This window comes from Sulfobacillus thermosulfidooxidans DSM 9293, from assembly GCF_900176145.1.
GTDB classification, from domain to species: Bacteria; Bacillota; Sulfobacillia; order Sulfobacillales; family Sulfobacillaceae; genus Sulfobacillus; species Sulfobacillus thermosulfidooxidans.
Window position 1 is genome coordinate 3,002,670 of record NZ_FWWY01000001.1, and the last position, 16,241, is coordinate 3,018,910.

The 16,241-nt window shown below is 47.0% G+C and carries 12 protein-coding genes; 6 read left to right on the forward strand and 6 right to left on the reverse strand.

Annotated features, from left to right (window positions below):
• Positions 1–4 precede the first annotated feature (4 nt).
• The 3 genes from B8987_RS14920 (at position 5) to B8987_RS14930 (ending at position 3,321) form a co-directional block, all read left to right on the forward strand.
• The gene (locus tag B8987_RS14920) at positions 5–217 is read left to right on the forward strand and encodes a YlzJ-like family protein (protein ID WP_020373041.1); all 213 of its coding nucleotides are present in this window, start codon (positions 5–7) and stop codon (positions 215–217) included.
• Positions 218–357: 140 nt separating this feature from the next.
• Positions 358–1,137 (forward strand): undecaprenyl-diphosphate phosphatase, encoded by a 780-nt coding sequence (locus B8987_RS14925; RefSeq protein ID WP_020373040.1) that lies wholly within the window; start codon positions 358–360, stop codon positions 1,135–1,137.
• A complete protein-coding gene (locus B8987_RS14930) occupies positions 1,138–3,321 on the forward strand; it encodes an FtsK/SpoIIIE family DNA translocase (RefSeq protein ID WP_020373039.1) in 2,184 nt (727 codons plus the stop codon).
• 278 nt (positions 3,322–3,599) lie between these two features.
• Here B8987_RS14930 and B8987_RS14935 read toward each other — a convergent pair whose 3' ends face one another.
• Both B8987_RS14935 and B8987_RS20055 read right to left on the reverse strand, forming a co-directional pair.
• A complete protein-coding gene (locus B8987_RS14935) occupies positions 3,600–4,025 on the reverse strand; it encodes a hypothetical protein (protein WP_020373038.1) in 426 nt (141 codons plus the stop codon).
• 1,049 nt (positions 4,026–5,074) lie between these two features.
• Positions 5,075–5,800 carry a hypothetical protein gene (locus B8987_RS20055; RefSeq protein ID WP_020373037.1) on the reverse strand — a complete coding sequence of 242 codons (726 nt, stop codon included), beginning with the start codon at positions 5,798–5,800 and terminating at the stop codon, positions 5,075–5,077.
• Between the two features lie 826 nt (positions 5,801–6,626).
• Between B8987_RS20055 and B8987_RS14945 the strand changes: the two genes are divergently transcribed.
• The 3 genes from B8987_RS14945 to B8987_RS14955 are packed head-to-tail and all read left to right on the forward strand — an operon-like array spanning position 6,627 to position 10,935.
• Positions 6,627–7,766, forward strand: a complete 1,140-nt coding sequence (locus B8987_RS14945; protein WP_084661678.1) for a YeaH/YhbH family protein — start codon at positions 6,627–6,629, stop codon at positions 7,764–7,766.
• 1 nt (position 7,767) lies between these two features.
• Positions 7,768–9,015: a SpoVR family protein gene (locus B8987_RS14950; protein WP_020373035.1), complete on the forward strand. Its 1,248-nt coding sequence runs from the start codon at positions 7,768–7,770 to the stop codon at positions 9,013–9,015.
• A 24-nt stretch (positions 9,016–9,039) separates the two neighbouring features.
• Positions 9,040–10,935 (forward strand): PrkA family serine protein kinase, encoded by a 1,896-nt coding sequence (locus B8987_RS14955; RefSeq protein ID WP_020373034.1) that lies wholly within the window; start codon positions 9,040–9,042, stop codon positions 10,933–10,935.
• A gap of 17 nt (positions 10,936–10,952) precedes the next feature.
• Here the strand turns inward: B8987_RS14955 and B8987_RS14960 are convergent, their stop codons facing one another.
• From B8987_RS14960 to B8987_RS14975, 4 genes are all read right to left on the reverse strand, one after another.
• Complete coding sequence (locus B8987_RS14960; protein WP_020373033.1) at positions 10,953–11,144, reverse strand: hypothetical protein; 192 nt, start codon at positions 11,142–11,144, stop codon at positions 10,953–10,955.
• 432 nt (positions 11,145–11,576) lie between these two features.
• Positions 11,577–12,326 carry a PspA/IM30 family protein gene (locus B8987_RS14965; RefSeq protein WP_020373032.1) on the reverse strand — a complete coding sequence of 250 codons (750 nt, stop codon included), beginning with the start codon at positions 12,324–12,326 and terminating at the stop codon, positions 11,577–11,579.
• Between the two features lie 188 nt (positions 12,327–12,514).
• A complete protein-coding gene (locus B8987_RS14970; RefSeq protein WP_020373031.1) occupies positions 12,515–13,174 on the reverse strand; it encodes an RAD23 family protein in 660 nt (219 codons plus the stop codon).
• A gap of 16 nt (positions 13,175–13,190) precedes the next feature.
• A complete protein-coding gene (locus tag B8987_RS14975; protein WP_020373030.1) occupies positions 13,191–15,422 on the reverse strand; it encodes a glycosyl hydrolase family 18 protein in 2,232 nt (743 codons plus the stop codon).
• Positions 15,423–16,241 lie beyond the last annotated feature (819 nt).

Consider the following 16,241-nt stretch of genomic DNA (forward strand, 5'->3'; position numbering starts at 1 on the left):
TTCGATGTTATATACTCCTTTAGCAATGGAAGACATTTTTTCTTCCCACGCGGAAACGCCTTGGATGGGGGAATGGTGGATTGATGGGCGACTTTGCCTCGTGCGTCGTGATGCTGACGGTTATGTGCGGTTGGAACGGCTATTGTCGTCCGATCCGCAAGACTTTTTAGATAGTCGATTTCAACCGAATCGCATTGTCGCTACCATTTTGTTTTGACCAACTGCGACAATTATAGAAGATGGTGGACCTCATAGCGTTCACCATTCTTAGATATGGCTTGACTAAAAAATTTTCCGCCATACGGCATATTTTTGTCTCTTTTCCGATAGGCCATTACAAGGGAGGAGGAGACAGGCGTGTGGCGGATAATGATCCTGGGATTAGTACAAGGACTCACCGAGTTTTTACCCGTAAGTTCTTCAGGTCATCTCATCGTTTTGCGGACATTCTTTGGCTTATCGTCTCACGGGGCCGAGATGGAAGTAGCGTTGCATGTGGGCACCTTATTAGCGATTCTCGTAGGATACCGCAATGATTTATTGGAGCTTCTCAAGGGACTGATGAATAAGAAAAAGTGGGCGCGTCGCACGACGGCACTGGTCATTGTCGCCACAATACCGGCCGTCTTAATAGGTTATGCGCTAGAAGACTGGATTAGCCAGTGGTTTTTTCCGCTAGCCGTGGGTGCGGGATGGTTAATGACGACAGCGGCATTATGGCTCACGCCGCCAGCCACTTATGGCGAAAAACGTATTACCAGTCTGACATGGGTGAGTGCTCTCGTTATCGGTATTGCGCAAAGTGTGGCTTTATGGCCAGGTCTATCCCGCTCTGGTACGACAATTTTTGCGGGCCGTGTCTTAGGCTTGGCACCTCAAGAAGCCGCCCGTTTTTCGTTTTACATGGCGATTCCCGTGACTTTAGGTGCTAGTGTATTAACCTTGGCACCAGGGAACCATCTCCTATCTGGGGGATCACAGGGGGCTATTGTTTTCGGTATGGGAATGGCTGCCATAAGCGGGATTTTTGCGATAGAATGGGTTAAGCATGCGCTCGCGACAACGCGTTTATGGCGGCGGTTTGGATGGTATACGTTGATTTTAGGGGTCGCAACTTTTTGGTTAGGAGGATTTTGAATGTTTTCCGTGCTCAAACAAATTTCCAAGGACATGCGTCGTGAGATTGGCGGCATCCTGTTGGTAGCCTTGGGATTGTTGGGCTATTTATCTCTGATATTTCCGCATTCGGGCCGATTAACGAGGGATTTGGCACACGGCTTGAGTTTTAGCTTTGGCGTGCTAGGGTGGACGATCCCGGCCTTCGTTCTCGTTGCGGGGGCGTTGCGTTTATTAAATCGGCCATCTTTTACCGGCCACCGGCGGGGCTGGGGTGCGGTGTTAATGTTTTTAGGCCTTTTTATTTTAATGCCTTTGGTAGACAAGCCTATTGCAGGTTTTGTATCGACATGGCTTGAAGAAAAACTCGCGCAGGCTATTGCTCCAGGTGGGGCGTTCTTGTTTTCCGTGGTGTTACTGGTGATTGGTCTCATGCTGTATACGGGTGCTAGTGCCTTAACCTTGGGGACGGGGATTGCTCGATTTCTTCGTAGCTTATTAGAATTTGTATACCGCGCCATATACGCCATTTACTCGGCGCTTCGTGACTGGATTTATCCTCCAGAAGAAGAGAGCCCTACGCCCATTGTCAAGCCGAAGGCACCGAAAATGAAACCGGTTCCAAGAAACTCGCAGGCCGAGAGGGTATCCAACTCGCCAGATATTCGGGGATCTTCACACAGTACCTGGGAGGACGTTCCCGAAATAGATAAGGCGGGTGCCGATACACCGGTGGTGACGAGTGTGCCCAAAACTATAGCGCCCGTTTATGCCATGAATTATCTGCCGCCCCCATTGAGTTTGTTAGCGGCTCCCGATCTTCATAAAGGAGGTCGGCGCGGGCAAAGTGCCAAGGAGCGGGCAGATATTTTAGTCAATGCGTTACGACAATTTGGTATTGATGTCACTTTGGGTGAGGTGAGTCAGGGACCGACAATAACGCGGTTTGAAATCATTCCGCCTCCCGGAGTCAAAGTGTCTCGTATTGTGAATTTAGCCGATGATATTGCCTTATCGTTAGCGGCTACCGGAGTGCGAATTGAGGCTCCGATTCCCGGCAAGTCTGCGATTGGCATTGAAGTGCCAAATGATGAAGTGACCCCTGTATTATTACGGGAAGTGCTAGAAAGTGATCAATTTGCTCAATCCCCTTCTCCCTTGTCGGTCGGATTAGGCCGGGACGTCGCAGGTGCTCCCATTGTAACCGGACTGGATCAGATGCCTCACCTATTGGTCGCTGGGGCAACAGGGTCGGGCAAAAGTGTCCTGATTAACGTGTTAATTACGAGTCTGTTATTTCGGGCGAGCCCTGATGTCGTCCGACTGTTGTTGATTGACCCGAAGGTTGTTGAATTATCCATCTACAATGGCATTCCCCATTTGCTGAGTCCTGTGGTCACCGAACCCAAAAAAGCTGCGGGCGCCCTACGCTGGGCAGTGGCAGAAATGGAACGGCGGTACCGATTGTTTGCCGAAGCAGGGGTACGCGATGTCAGCCGCTATAACCAAATGGCCGAGGAAAGACTTCCGTTGATCGTCGTGATTATCGATGAATTGGCAGACCTCATGATGGTCGCTCCTCAAGATGTGGAAGAATCCATTGCGCGGTTAGCGCAAATGGCTCGTGCCGCGGGCATTCACTTGGTCGTGGCCACCCAAAGACCTTCTGTGGATGTTATCACCGGGACGATTAAGGCCAATATTCCTTCGCGTATTGCTTTTGCGGTATCAAGCCAAGTGGATTCACGCACGATTCTAGATTCGGCGGGCGCAGAAAAGCTGTTGGGACGTGGGGATATGCTTTTTCACCCGGTAGGAGCTGCCAAACCGCAGCGTATCCAGGGCGCTTTTATTCGGGAAAAGGAAATTGAAGAAATTGTTGCCTTTGTTATCGACCATGCCCAACCACAAGGGTCTGTGGAGGCCGTTGAATTTCAAGAAGCAGGAGACACGGCCAAGCCTCTTATGCAAGAGACCGACCCCTTGTTTCCCGAGGCGGTCAAAATCGTCGTCGAAAGTGGACAGGCTTCCACCTCAATGCTTCAACGTCGGCTTCGGGTAGGATATACACGAGCAGCGCGGTTGATTGATGCGATGGAGGAACGTGGCTATATCGGTCCATCAGATGGGGCTAAAGCCCGGGAAGTTCGCATTACGATGTCTGAGTATCACAAGGTGTTTGTGGATGAATCTCCTTCAGCGTGATGGGGTTTTTTATTCTTTGCTGAGAAGCATTCATACAGTTTCAAACCACGGGCAATAAAGCCGGACACCTTATAATAGGACGGCGCTAGAGTCAAATGGCCAGCCATTATGATATGAGAAAAGACATTTGTTTGTTCATGATGAGAATCCTTTTAGCCCATGGCGCACAATGAACGCGCTTGGGCCGAGGATTCACGTGGAATACATAGGTCTGGGAGTCATGATTGAGCATAGATGTCTTAATGGGGAAGGCTCACATGCTCCTAATGAGTTTAATTTCAAGACCTCGTATTTACCGTAAACCCTTGTAGTTTTCCGATGTTAGCAATTTCTTCTTTTGTCATGCCGCTAACATTTAAAATGAATTGTCCGGCAATCCGGTCACTAGCATTCGGTGCCAGAGATTTGTTTACCGGAATGAGTGGGGTACCGGAAATGATATGACTTTGTAGTATCGGAGCTATGTTGGCTTTTACACTGGTGACAAACACTGTATGATTTGTATCATTCCAAATGGTTGCTGAAAAAGACATTTTTTGTTTGCTCAAACTTGTATTCCTGGAGTTTACAGCGCCAATTGCTATGGTCCAGGTGCTGACACTCACTGTCTTCTGAGAATTTGGGTGGATGAATGCTTTCGTATGATGTAACAACATGATTCCCGAGAATATCGCCAGAACACCAAGCAATACCGACTTTTTCACCAAATTATCCTCCTGCTATAGAATATTGAGACATTTGAACTGAATGTTTGGGGATTGATTAACGGCATCTATGACCATGATGATGTCGATGAGTGAAACTTCTTCATTATGGACGAACTTATGCTATGCATCTGAATTATGCATCTAAATATTGAAAGTTCTAGAAGCCGGAGATGTTGTCAATTACACAATTTATCGAAAGGCAACCCATTTAGATTTTTCTATATATTATTATGGATCAAGAGTCTGTGTTTATCATGCGTAATCTATGCGGATTTTGAGATAGATTGGCGGCACTCGTGATATCTAGAAATCCTAAGGTACGTCCTCAATTCGTTGTGAAAGAACTTTTTTGCGCCGCCATTGCAAAATTGATAAGCATGAGGCGACTCAACGACCGAAACTGGCGAAAGAACCGTTAGAATTAATTCGTAAAGCTGCACAAGGGTTTCCGGTTCGTGGTAACGAACAGAATCCTCTGGGCTCTAATGGGTGCCGCAGCCAGTTTTATTTTGTAGGTTAGCATCGCTCGATAACTTGGGGAAAGCGATGAACCGCGACATAATGGTCCCTAATGGCAGTCCTAAGCTATAGTGATGCTAGGGAAGGCGTCACAGTTTGAGAATTTTAAAAAGCCGGTGAGTGAAGAGATGAGATAAGCCGATATTATCGTTAACGGCTTGAAGGGAACCAAGTCAACTATCCTCTGTTACTATCGAGTGATGTGATAATGCTTATGTAGGTTTCTAATATAATTGGGATAATATCCCCTTCACCAATGTCAACTTGAAAATCACAAATTCGAGGTTTGAGGTTCAACAGTGCCCCAACTGAACCAACGGGTTAAAGAACATTCATAGGAACCTTCTCCGCGCTGATGTGTTGATGAGCGTCATTTCAAAGATGTTGGATGATCCCAAATTGATAGGATTATTCTAGGCTGACCACATGGTTCCATGCGTTGTATAAATTGGGGAATTTGCAGTAACGTGCATATTGTCTATTGTAAATGATCGTAAAGGGGAGATAGAGATTATCAAAGGTGAATATTATGATGATGGAATACTTACCGGAAACTCCTCGTGAGATAATCCCAATATATGGGAGGGTAAGCCCAATCCTGTATATCCTTTTAATTGGGCGGCTTGTTCGGGATTCACGATGGTACGGCCTGATGTGAGATTGATCGCCTCGTAGGCGGCCGCGGATGGTGTGCCCAATACGACCCAAGAACCAGTAAAGTTTAAGACATTAAACACGGGAGCAGGCCCCGGACCAAAAAATACCGGATGATGATTATAGTTGATACCAACAAATAATCCTGCAGAATTTTGGTAAAAGTCTAACACAAATGGGTGGGTCTTTAGCAATCCCGTGAAACTTTCGACGAGTGTAAAGTGGGATGGGGAAAAGACCACATGACTCGGTGGTGAACTGACAAAGCCGTTGGGTACGGCTTGCGGGCCTTGCGATCCCACGACGCGCTGAGTTATAGTGCCCGAAAATGGGGGGAGACTTTGGTGAATCGGCCCCGGCGAAGGAGACGGAGTCGCCGTTGTCGCCGAGGATGATGTCGAGCTATTCACGCCACGGCGAGAATTATATGTTGAAGGGGTATGAGACGGGCTTGCGACCGATGAGGCTGACTGGGACCGGAATGATGACTGGGAATGGTGCGGAGATGGGGGGGCGGAAAGTTGCACGGCAGTCCCGCAGCCAGCTAAGACGGTGCCACTGAATATCATCCCGAATGTACGCAGGAAACGTGTTGTCATGTGTATATTCTCTCCCTATTGGATAACTATGTCATATCTTCCAACACTTAAACGCTAAAAACTCGATCCCGGTTACGAAAAATGGCATGGTATTTTGTGGTGCAATTGGCCAAGGTGCTGTACTATCCTGGCGATCGGACAGATTCGCTGTGTAGGCAGAAGGTACGAGGCGTCAATGGCTTCTAATTCTCCTTGTGGCATCTCCTGGCACACCCGTCGAGAATCCTTACTCGGACGGCGGTCGGAGCTTTTAGTGAGTAGGACGCTTAAGCCTAATGGATCGGTTCGGGGAGCTGTTTTGAGAATAATCTCAACAAGACATTCTCACCGCGAATTCGCCAACCGCGACTTTTTCAAGCAACGAAGAAGATATTGTCATTGCACTGTTGGGTGGACCATGGGTTACCGAGCAAATCCATATGCGTGTGACAACCGCTGCGGAGGGAGTATTAGATTGAAATACCTGCCTGATGCCTTAGGTTTATCGTCATGTGCTCGTGTATGGGGGCGGTGGCCGGAATTTTTCTGATGTTCCACGCAGTTCACGAAAGATCATATTCCTGAGAAGTAGGGTCATTTACGCATCTGGAGCTTAAGTATCTCTCGCGTCCCTTGAAGAATGCTGCCGATGGGCTAGTTCGAATTTTCTTTTATCAGAGGGACAAGGGCCGGCTAACCAAATCATCAATTTCCGCGAAAAGGGGATTTATACCAAATCACGCCAGCGATGGATACCCAAAAATATTTTCTCGGGGCCCGTCATGGACTTCTTTATGACGCATAGGATACTTACTACCTTACTACCTAGCCGGTCAAGGAGGCGTCCATGGACTTGCGGTCTTTCCATATTGACTGGGATCTGGAACGTCAAGGTGCGTTGGACCAAGCTCGTCATCAACGACGATTGCGGGAGGCCATTAAAGCGCAACTGTCTGAAATTATCACCGAAGAACAGATAATCACGGCGCAAGGTGGAAAAATTCTCAAAATTCCTATCAAAACGCTGGAACACTATCGGTTTCGCTTTAATCCTCATCAGGGAGTAGATGTTGGGCAGACCGGTAGCCCATTGCAAGGAGACATCTCCCTGACGATGCCATCTTCGCCTAAATCGCAAGGAGAGAATCCTGGATGTCAGGACATTCCAGGACTGGACTATTATGAAGTAGACGTATCGATTGACGAAATTGATGACGTCTTATTTAGCCAGCTGGGCTTACCCGATTTACAAGCTAAGCCAGTGCGAACGAGTGCCGCATGTCAACCTCAATTTAAGGACGTTCGGGACCGTGGTTTGATGGCCAATTTAGATAAACGGCGTAGCTTACAGCAAAATCTTCTGCGTCATGCCCGAGTAGGGCAACCTCAAATTGGACCATGGACATCGCACGATTTAAGGTTTAGAACGTGGCAGATGGATCCGGAACCGACACATAATGCGGTGGTTATCGCCATGCGAGACATTTCCGGGTCTATGGGCGATTTAAAAAAAAGAGTGGCTCGCACTTTTGCTGCATGGATGCTCAAATTTCTCCGATCTCGCTATGAATCGGTAGAAGAGGTTTTTATTGTTCATCATACGGAGGCCCGTGAGGTGGCCCAGGAAGACTTTTTTGCCTTAGGCGAAAGTGGCGGGACGAAGGTGTCATCGGCCTACGCATTGTGTCAGCATGTAATAGAAACACAATATCCCGCGGAACAATGGAATATTTATGCTGTGCATTTTTCCGATGGAGACAATTGGTCGGAAACAGATAATCAAAGAGCCCGCGACTACCTCGAGCACATATTACCGGGAGTTAATCTATTTGGCTATGCGGAAATTCGTGAGGGCTCTTATCCCAGTACCCTCATGAATCAGTTTCGCCATATTGAACATCCCCACTTTAAGACGGTTATGTTGTCACATCTTAAGGACGTTTACCCTGCCTTGCTTCATTTTTTCCCATTGTCTCAGGAGGCTTGATATGGAGCGTGTCTATCCTCGGGATGAGGACATACAAAAACTTGCTCGCGATGCCGGCCTCGATCCGTTGCCTGTGTGTTTTGAAGACGTGCCCCCATCGGTCTTGTACGAATATGCCGCCTATTTGTTACCCGGACGATTTTCTCACTGGTCGTTTGGAAAGCACTATCACATGCTCAAGACATCCTATGAATACGGCTTTAGTAAGATTTATGAACTCGTTTTGGATACCTATCCTGCTTATGCATTCGTATTGGCACATAATTCACCTTTAGAAAATCTCATGGTTCGTTGCCATGTTATGGGTCATGCTGACTTTTTTGGCAACAATTTTCTGTTCCAAACTGATAAAAAACATATTTTAATGATCGTTCGCGCCCATGCACGAAGAATCCGCCACTATGAGTGTCTTTATGGCGTCGATGTGGTTGAACGGTTCTTAGATGCCGTGTTATCCATCGCGGATCATGTTGCCTATTCTATTCCTGAGTTTGGTTCTGCACGCCTTTGGCGGTCGGAGCATCATGATTTTGACCCGGAGGATATTCTGGGCTTTATTTCACACCATAGTCCCGTATTGCAAGGTTGGCAACGGGATATTACTTCGATGGTCGCCATGGAAATGGCGTACTTCTGGCCGCACAGGCGCACCAAGATCATCAATGAAGGATGGGCCGCATTATGGCATGAGTACTTAATGCAGCACATGGATCTGGATGAGGCAGATTACTGGGATTTTGCGCGCTTGCATGCACAGATTCTTTCCCCGAACCGCCAGCAAATCAATCCCTATGCGCTGGGTTATGCCATTTTTCAAGGGATTGTGCGTAGGAAAGGGATGCATGAGGCGTTTATGGTGCGGAAAATTCATGATGATATGAGCTTGATCCGGAACTATTTAACTCCTGACATTGCACAAGATCTCGGATTATTTATTTATGAAAAGAAAGACGGGATGGTCCGCGAAATTGGACGCGATTTTAAGGACATTCGCCAATACCTATTGCAACGTCTTACCCACGGGGGACTTCCTTTAATTCATGTACAAGATGGAGATTTTCATCACCGGGGCGAGCTCTATTTGTATCATGTGCATGACGGGCAAGACCTTGATCTCCTGTACGCGGAAAGAACGTTAGCCTACGTGTATCAGTTGTGGGGTCGGCCCATTTTTCTCGAAACACTTCACGACGAACGCCGGGTTATATTGCAATACGACGGGATGGTACATACCCGACTAATGAGTTAGTGCAAGCATAGCGGAGGCGAAATCATGGATTTATGGGAACGTATACGGGAATATCAACACAGAGAACAGCAACTGAGCTGGCACGGCACTTTTCGAGAATATTTTGAACGAGTCCTTCAAGACCCGCGGTTGTGTCGGTTGTCTCACGCCCGTATTTATGACATGATTGCCGACCAAGGAATCGATAGCGATGACATGGGCCACAAGCATTACCGGTTTTTTACAGGGGAATTATTCGGGTTGCAGGAGGCATTGGATCAACTTGTTGAATATTTTCAATCGGCAGCTCAACGTTTAGAAGTACGCAAGAGAATTTTGCTGCTTATGGGTCCCGTGGGTGGAGGCAAATCGACCGTGGTCACATTATTAAAACGCGGTCTAGAGCGGTATTCACGGACCAATCAGGGCGCTTTATATGGCTTAGAAGGATGTCCAATGCATGAAGAACCGCTACATTTAATTCCGTCAACACTGCGGGAGGAGATTGCCCAGCATTACGGCATTTATATTGAAGGAGAACTCTGCCCAGTTTGTCGAACGCGGTTAAGGGAAGAATTTCGCGGGAACATTGAAGAATTTCCTGTGGAACGTGTGGTGCTTTCCGAAATGAATCGGCTGGGGATTGGTACTTTCTCGCCTAGTGATCCTAAAAGTCAAGATATCTCCGAATTAACTGGCAGTATCGATTTTGCGACGATTGGTCAATATGGATCCGAATCAGATCCTCGCGCGTACCGATTTGATGGCGAATTAAATATTGCCAACCGTGGTCTTATGGAATTTATTGAGATGCTCAAAGCCGATGAAAAATTTCTCTACGGCCTTTTGAGCCTGTCGCAAGAACAACAAATCAAAACTGGCCGTTATGCCATGATTTATGCTGATGAAGTATTGATTTCCCATACGAATGAAGCCGAATACCAACAGTTTATTCAAAACAAAAAAAATGAGGCCCTGCGTGACCGCATCATTTTAATTCGCATGCCCTATAATTTACGCGTATCTGATGAAATGAAAATTTACGATAAGTTAATCCGGGAATCAGCGCTTCATACGGTTCACATGGCTCCTCACACCCTGGAGGTTGCTGCTATGTTTGCCGTTTTGTCCCGGCTAAAAGAGTCTAAAAGGTCGGGTGTGAGTCTTTTAACGAAGTTGAAACTGTATGATGGCCAACTCGTCGACGGGTTTACCGAGACCGATATTAGAACCCTCAAACAGGAATGGCCTGATGAAGGCATGACGGGTCTTTCACCGAGATATGTCATCAATCGTCTGTCTCTTGCCCTCGTCAAAAGCACAGTGCCGTGTCTTAATCCCTTAGATGCATTGCGCGCCTTAAAAGATGGTCTAGGACAACATAGTGGGTTCAGCGCCGAAACCCGTGATTCTTTGCTGAATTTGATTTATGAAGTTCGCCGGGAATATGATGAGCTTGTCACGGCTGAGGTGCAAAAAGCGTTCATATATTCTTTTGAGGATACTGCCCAAATGCTATTAAACGCTTATCTCGACAACATTGACGCTTATGTGAACCATAGGAAGGTCATGGATGCGTTGACCGATGAGGAAATTGAACCGGATGAAATGTTAATGCGGTCCATCGAAGAACAAATTGGGGTGAGCGAAAACGCTAAACGGGCCTTTCGCGAAGAGATTTTAATACGCCTTTCCACCTTATCCCGCCGTGGTCAACACTTTGACTATCGATCTCACCCGGGTCTTCAGGCAGCGATTGAGGCCAAATTATTTACCGATCTTAAAGGCATTGTCAGAATCACGACATCCGCTAAAGCTGCGGATTTGGTTCAAGAGAAAAAACGAAACGAAGTCGCCGAACGGTTGATCGAATATCACGGGTATTGTTCCCATTGCAGTCATGCAGCCCTTCAATACGTCGGTACGTTACTAGGGCGATAAGAACCATCGACGTCCCGTTATTCGCTCTCATGACGAGGATCTGTCCCTTTTTCCCATAAGGACAATTGTTCTTCGTGGCGTCGTAACCAATCCAGGCATGCTACCGTAACGATGGAATTGATGGTCAGTCCCGTGCGTTGACTGGCTAATTCCAACCGGTGGTAGATCGTGCCAGCAAAACGAATGGTGGTTTGCTTGGTTTCACTCATCGGGGTACCTCCTTGGAATCCATAGTAATGGGTCTATCGTGTTATGGTGATTGGGTGATTGAGGCGATATAGAACGCAAATAAACCGTAATACGGTCTTGCCAATTGGGATGATCTTCCTGTAAAATTTTAGACTTGTGGGATTCAAATGGCATGAATCCTTCACAATCTGTCCCAAACGCCGATAAAAGGCACGGTTGTCGTGTACGGGCTAGGGATGACGGTATAGATTTGGGGTATGACACGCCAACCGGCTTCGAGTCTAAACCTTATCCAAAATAACAGACCAAGAAGATTGCGTCAAAACTCTGTTCCCCGCGTTAAATAGTTTGTTCCATCTCCATAAATGATGGCGATTTGGGAGAGCCAAGGAAGGGGCTTTTGACCGATGAAAAGGAGCCGACTAGTGCGGCTCCTTTGGACGGTTTTCGCCTCATTGTTCTCCCTGACTGTCAGAAGGAGCATTTAAGGGCTTGGCAGACTGTTGCATTTCTTGTTTTAATTTCGCTAGTTCTTCTTGTACTGCAGAGTCTTGGCTTGCTTTATTGAGTTGTTGGCGAATGGTATCGCTATTTGATTCGGGCAAGGCAGTAAGGTCGGGGGAAGATTCTAATTCGTCGAGGGCAGAAGCTTTGGCTTGCATGTGAGCAATTTTATCTTGGGCTCTTTGCAGAGCACCGGAAATATCTTCGGCATGCTGGGTAATACCATGAACGGTTTCTCCCACTTGTACTTCAGCCTTAGCGGCAGAATATTGAGCTTTCATCACTTCTTTTTGGGTGCGGAATGTTTCAATTTGTGTTTCTAGCTTTTGTTGTGCTGCCATTAGTTTATCTTGTTCCGCTTGGGTCTGTTGAATGTGAGTTTGAAGCTCCTGAATTTGTTGTTCCGTTGTGGCCTTTAGTGACAGGGCTTGCGTGGCTAAGTCATCACGACCGGCTTGAACCGCGTCTTTAGCATCTAACGCATACTGATTAGCTTTTTGTTGCAAGGCGGCGACTTGCATTTCGAGTTGTTTTTTGGCCGTAGCGACCTCAAGAATGTGCCGCCTGGTTTCTTGTAGGGCATCTTGCATCTTTTGATAAGAATATTCAATTGTCTCGGTGGGATCCTCAACGGAATCCAACACGCGATTGGCCTTCGAACCGAGAATGGTCTTGACCCGTTCTAATAATCCTGCCATATCGTATCCCTCCTCTGTGTTCTTAGCACTTAGTATAGCCGATGTGTTCTTGGCATGTTGGACAGATGGGGAAGGAATCCCATGAAAAGGGGGAAGTCCCGGATTGTGAGAATGGACAGGGGGGTATTTTCACAAAAAAGAACCCGAACACTGAGATTCAGTGCTCGGGTCTTAACACCTTAGGACGTTTATGAAACAGCAAAGGTTGTGGCGACTTTGGTGGTTCCGCCCCAAACAATTTGATAGGCCGAAGACGGGGCAACCATGATCGTAATAGTGCCACTAACCGCTGAGCCCGGCTGGATGTAACGCACCACGCTGGAAGGGCTAGAGGAATCGACCGGAAGCGGGAATAACGAGGAACTGGCGGTCAACGGCGCATGCATCACGTCATTATAGGAATACGTATATGCCGAGGCATGAAGCGGTTCGACACTAAAATCATTGAGAGCCAAGGGTATCAAGGCGGAGGTCGGATTATGAATCGTTACAGTTAAGGCGTAGACGTTCATGCTTTGGCCATTGACCGTCTCGTGCCCTTCTGCAATCACATGAGTGACGGCAATGGTCATTTCCGAGTAGACACCGGCTTGTGGAGGTGCTGGTGTACTCGGGATGGTCATCGTCATGTTATCCGAGGCCTGACTTGGCTTGGAGGATGTTGGCGTCGCCGATGTCGGTGCCGTGTTCCTTGATGATGGTGAAGGGCTCGTTGTTTTCTGGGCTGACGCGCCGCCGAATGTGGCACTCGAGGGGGCGGCCGATTGTTGCCCGCAACCTGCTAAAAGTCCGACAACACCGAGACTTAATCCAATGCTTAATAGGACGGAACGATAAGAACCCTGCATACGGTAAATTCTCCTTTTATGGCTTCCAGATTGACGTCAAAGACGTCAAAGTGCTCCAATAATTTGTCGTTTCAAACGGCAAACGCCATGAAGCTACCCCAGCCAAATGGTCCTGTAACGCTAATTTTAACAAATCGGCAAACGATCGGGAGGTTTGATCCCACCACTGGGTTTCACCAATGTGATATTGGCTGATGACTTGAGCCAGTACTTGTGCGGTTTGTGCATCGTATATCCCACTTTGTGCGTCTTTAACATGAAAGTCTTGTTGAAACATCGCGACCGCTCGGCTCGTTTCCGAATCATAATAGCCATTGGCCCACAACAAAGGCGGTGCCGGAAGATGATACGTGCTGGCATATTGTAACAAGGCCACATTTAAAATGGCCTGGAGATTAGCCACTGCAGGTGAGGACTGATTGACGTTATAGGATAAAGGAGCCGGGGGTGTTTGAGCCAAAGGTCCTGTAGTAAAAACAATGGCTTTTTCTGTGGCATCCCATAATGGCACGATGTTATGAGATTCAATATAGTTTTTGATGGTCCGATTGGATTCATAGGTATTCCCGGTATATCCCGAGTTGGTATAAGTCCACGAATGGCCATAAGGAGCGACTCCTAAAATAATTTGACTGGGGTTGACTCCCGTGGCCAATGCGTTGTGCACAATATTTTCGAGCCAGGGAAAACCTTGAGTCGGTCCAGCGGGCGTGGAACTGTTGTGTTCTGGATAAGCCATGATGTTAATCCAATTCACATAGGGAGCTAAGGCTTTATAATTATAAATCGTACTGGGATAGGGGCTCGCATAAACTGCAATCATCAGTTTCTTTCCCAGAGCATGTAGTGCGGTACCCAGCTGTTGAATGAATTGGGTATATTGCGTCGACGCGGCACTTACGCTCAAATTACCCGATCCTTGGCTTTCAAAATCAATGGTGAGCCCATCATAATCATTTTTTTGAACAATTGCTACGAGTTGCTGTACAAGTTGTTTTTGTTCGGCCGGAGTCGTAATGGGGCCCGATGAGGGATTATAGTAAATTCCTACGGAAGGCATCACTAAAACGCCTTGATTATGCGCAGCTTTGGTAACGACTTGGACGTTCTTTTCACCATTTATTGTGGGAATGGAACGAGTCCAATCGTTCACCATCCATCCTCGCTGGGAAGAAGGCTGCACAAAATACCATACTGGGTTAATGACCGATAAGGCGTTGGCATGTTGTAACAAATCCAAATAGGATGAGTTGGTTGGACCATTGGGTTCATTGTCCGCATAATATCCATATCCCATGGATAAGAATGCACTGAGAGGCGGGGTGGGAGACGACGAGGAGGGTGGCTGGCTCGGTGAGGGCGATGAGGAAGGATCGCCAGGGATGGTTGTAGAGCCCAAAGGCGGTCCCATAGTGTTTCCGCCAAAGTTTGACACATGAATAATTTCACTAAAATGATAGCCCAACTCATGAAAAATTGTGGGATTGGGAATATGGCGTAATGTTCCCTCTTCGTCGACATAAACTGCACGATGTCCGTCCAGTTGTAAAATCGTTCCAGTGGGATATTCGCGTAAGGGTTTTGTCATCGCTGATCCGATGGGATAGGGTAATTGAGAAACGATTTTGACATCAGACCAATGATAACCTAACTGGTGAAATAGGGTCGGAGAAATAATATGGGACAGTGTTCCATCTTCTACTTCGTAGACTTGCGGATGCCCCGATTGCCGGAGAACAGTTCCTGATGGCCAATAGCTGATGGGACGTGTAATCGTCGAGCCGACAGGCCAATTATTCATAAGCTGTGGAATAACATGAATAGCATTCCAATTCAAATCCATTTGATTAAACACTTGAGCGGTGGCGATAGGACGCAATATCCCATGAACAACCAAGTAGACTGTTGGTGCATTATACGTTTTTAACAGGGTTCCTGATGGATAAGGCACCACCATAGGCAATCCTAACGAGTCGCCGCTCAATGAGGATAGTGATTCGACATTTGCCCAGCTTCCTCCTAACGCAAAAAATGTGGCAGGGTTAGGGACATGATACAAGGTCTTATGCGATAAGACAAAAACTGGCATAGTATTGGCGAGTCGTACGTATTGAATGTGATTCAGGGAAAACGCCTTGGCGTCGTGGTTGTTGAGCAACGTCAATGATCCTGTGAAAAGCAGGGAAAGTCCTAAAAGAGTCGACACCTTAGAGCGTTTACGGTATCGGCGCGATTGGTAGTACTGCATGAACAACCTCCTAGTAGAAAAGCCACAGACAATTCGTAGATCTTGTCCACTGATATAGAGAACAAGACATATCCAAAGCATTCTGCATGGTCATCGATGACCATGACAATTTCTGTAAATATTTGCCGGAACTGTCATTTGTTCCTTTCATATAATTAGCGGTGGTTTGACGAATTCCTGCTTGTTCGGACAGGTTTAACGTCTTCAGTCTAATGACAATAAATGGAAATATTTATACCCTGCCAAGCGGCACAGCTCAAGTACGATAGGTTTTGCATGGGAATTGGGCTTAGATTGTGACGATAAAGTGATAGAGATAAGGCAACCCAAAACGCTGTGTAGCCAAAGACTCGTGGGAACTACTTACAGGGTGGTGATCAAGGGTCCTGGAGGATATTTTTATCCGCCGAGTTCAATATTTTATGTCTTCCAAAACTATCGCGGTAGCAATGGCGTAGACGTTCATTACGGTCAAGGGCAGGATCAGGCGAGTTCAGGTGTCGGACTAATGGGATTACTGCACGTATTATATAAACTTAGTACCGCAACCAGCATCGTGGCTCAGACTGTAGAATACGGAGAGCCGAACCGTTTTATAATAATATAAACTACAAAACCTGGTACTATAACCCGAACCCACCGATCGGCGATCCATATCGAGATGTTACAATTGTTGTAGGTGTTAATCCGTCGACAACGGCGGGAAAGATATCTCTTCTTGATGGCCTACCTCAAGGCGTTTTGACAGCCTACGCAGTCGGTTACAGTGGTTAAGTGCCGCTTTGGATAGCTTTTCCAAATCCCTATTACTGTGTGGGG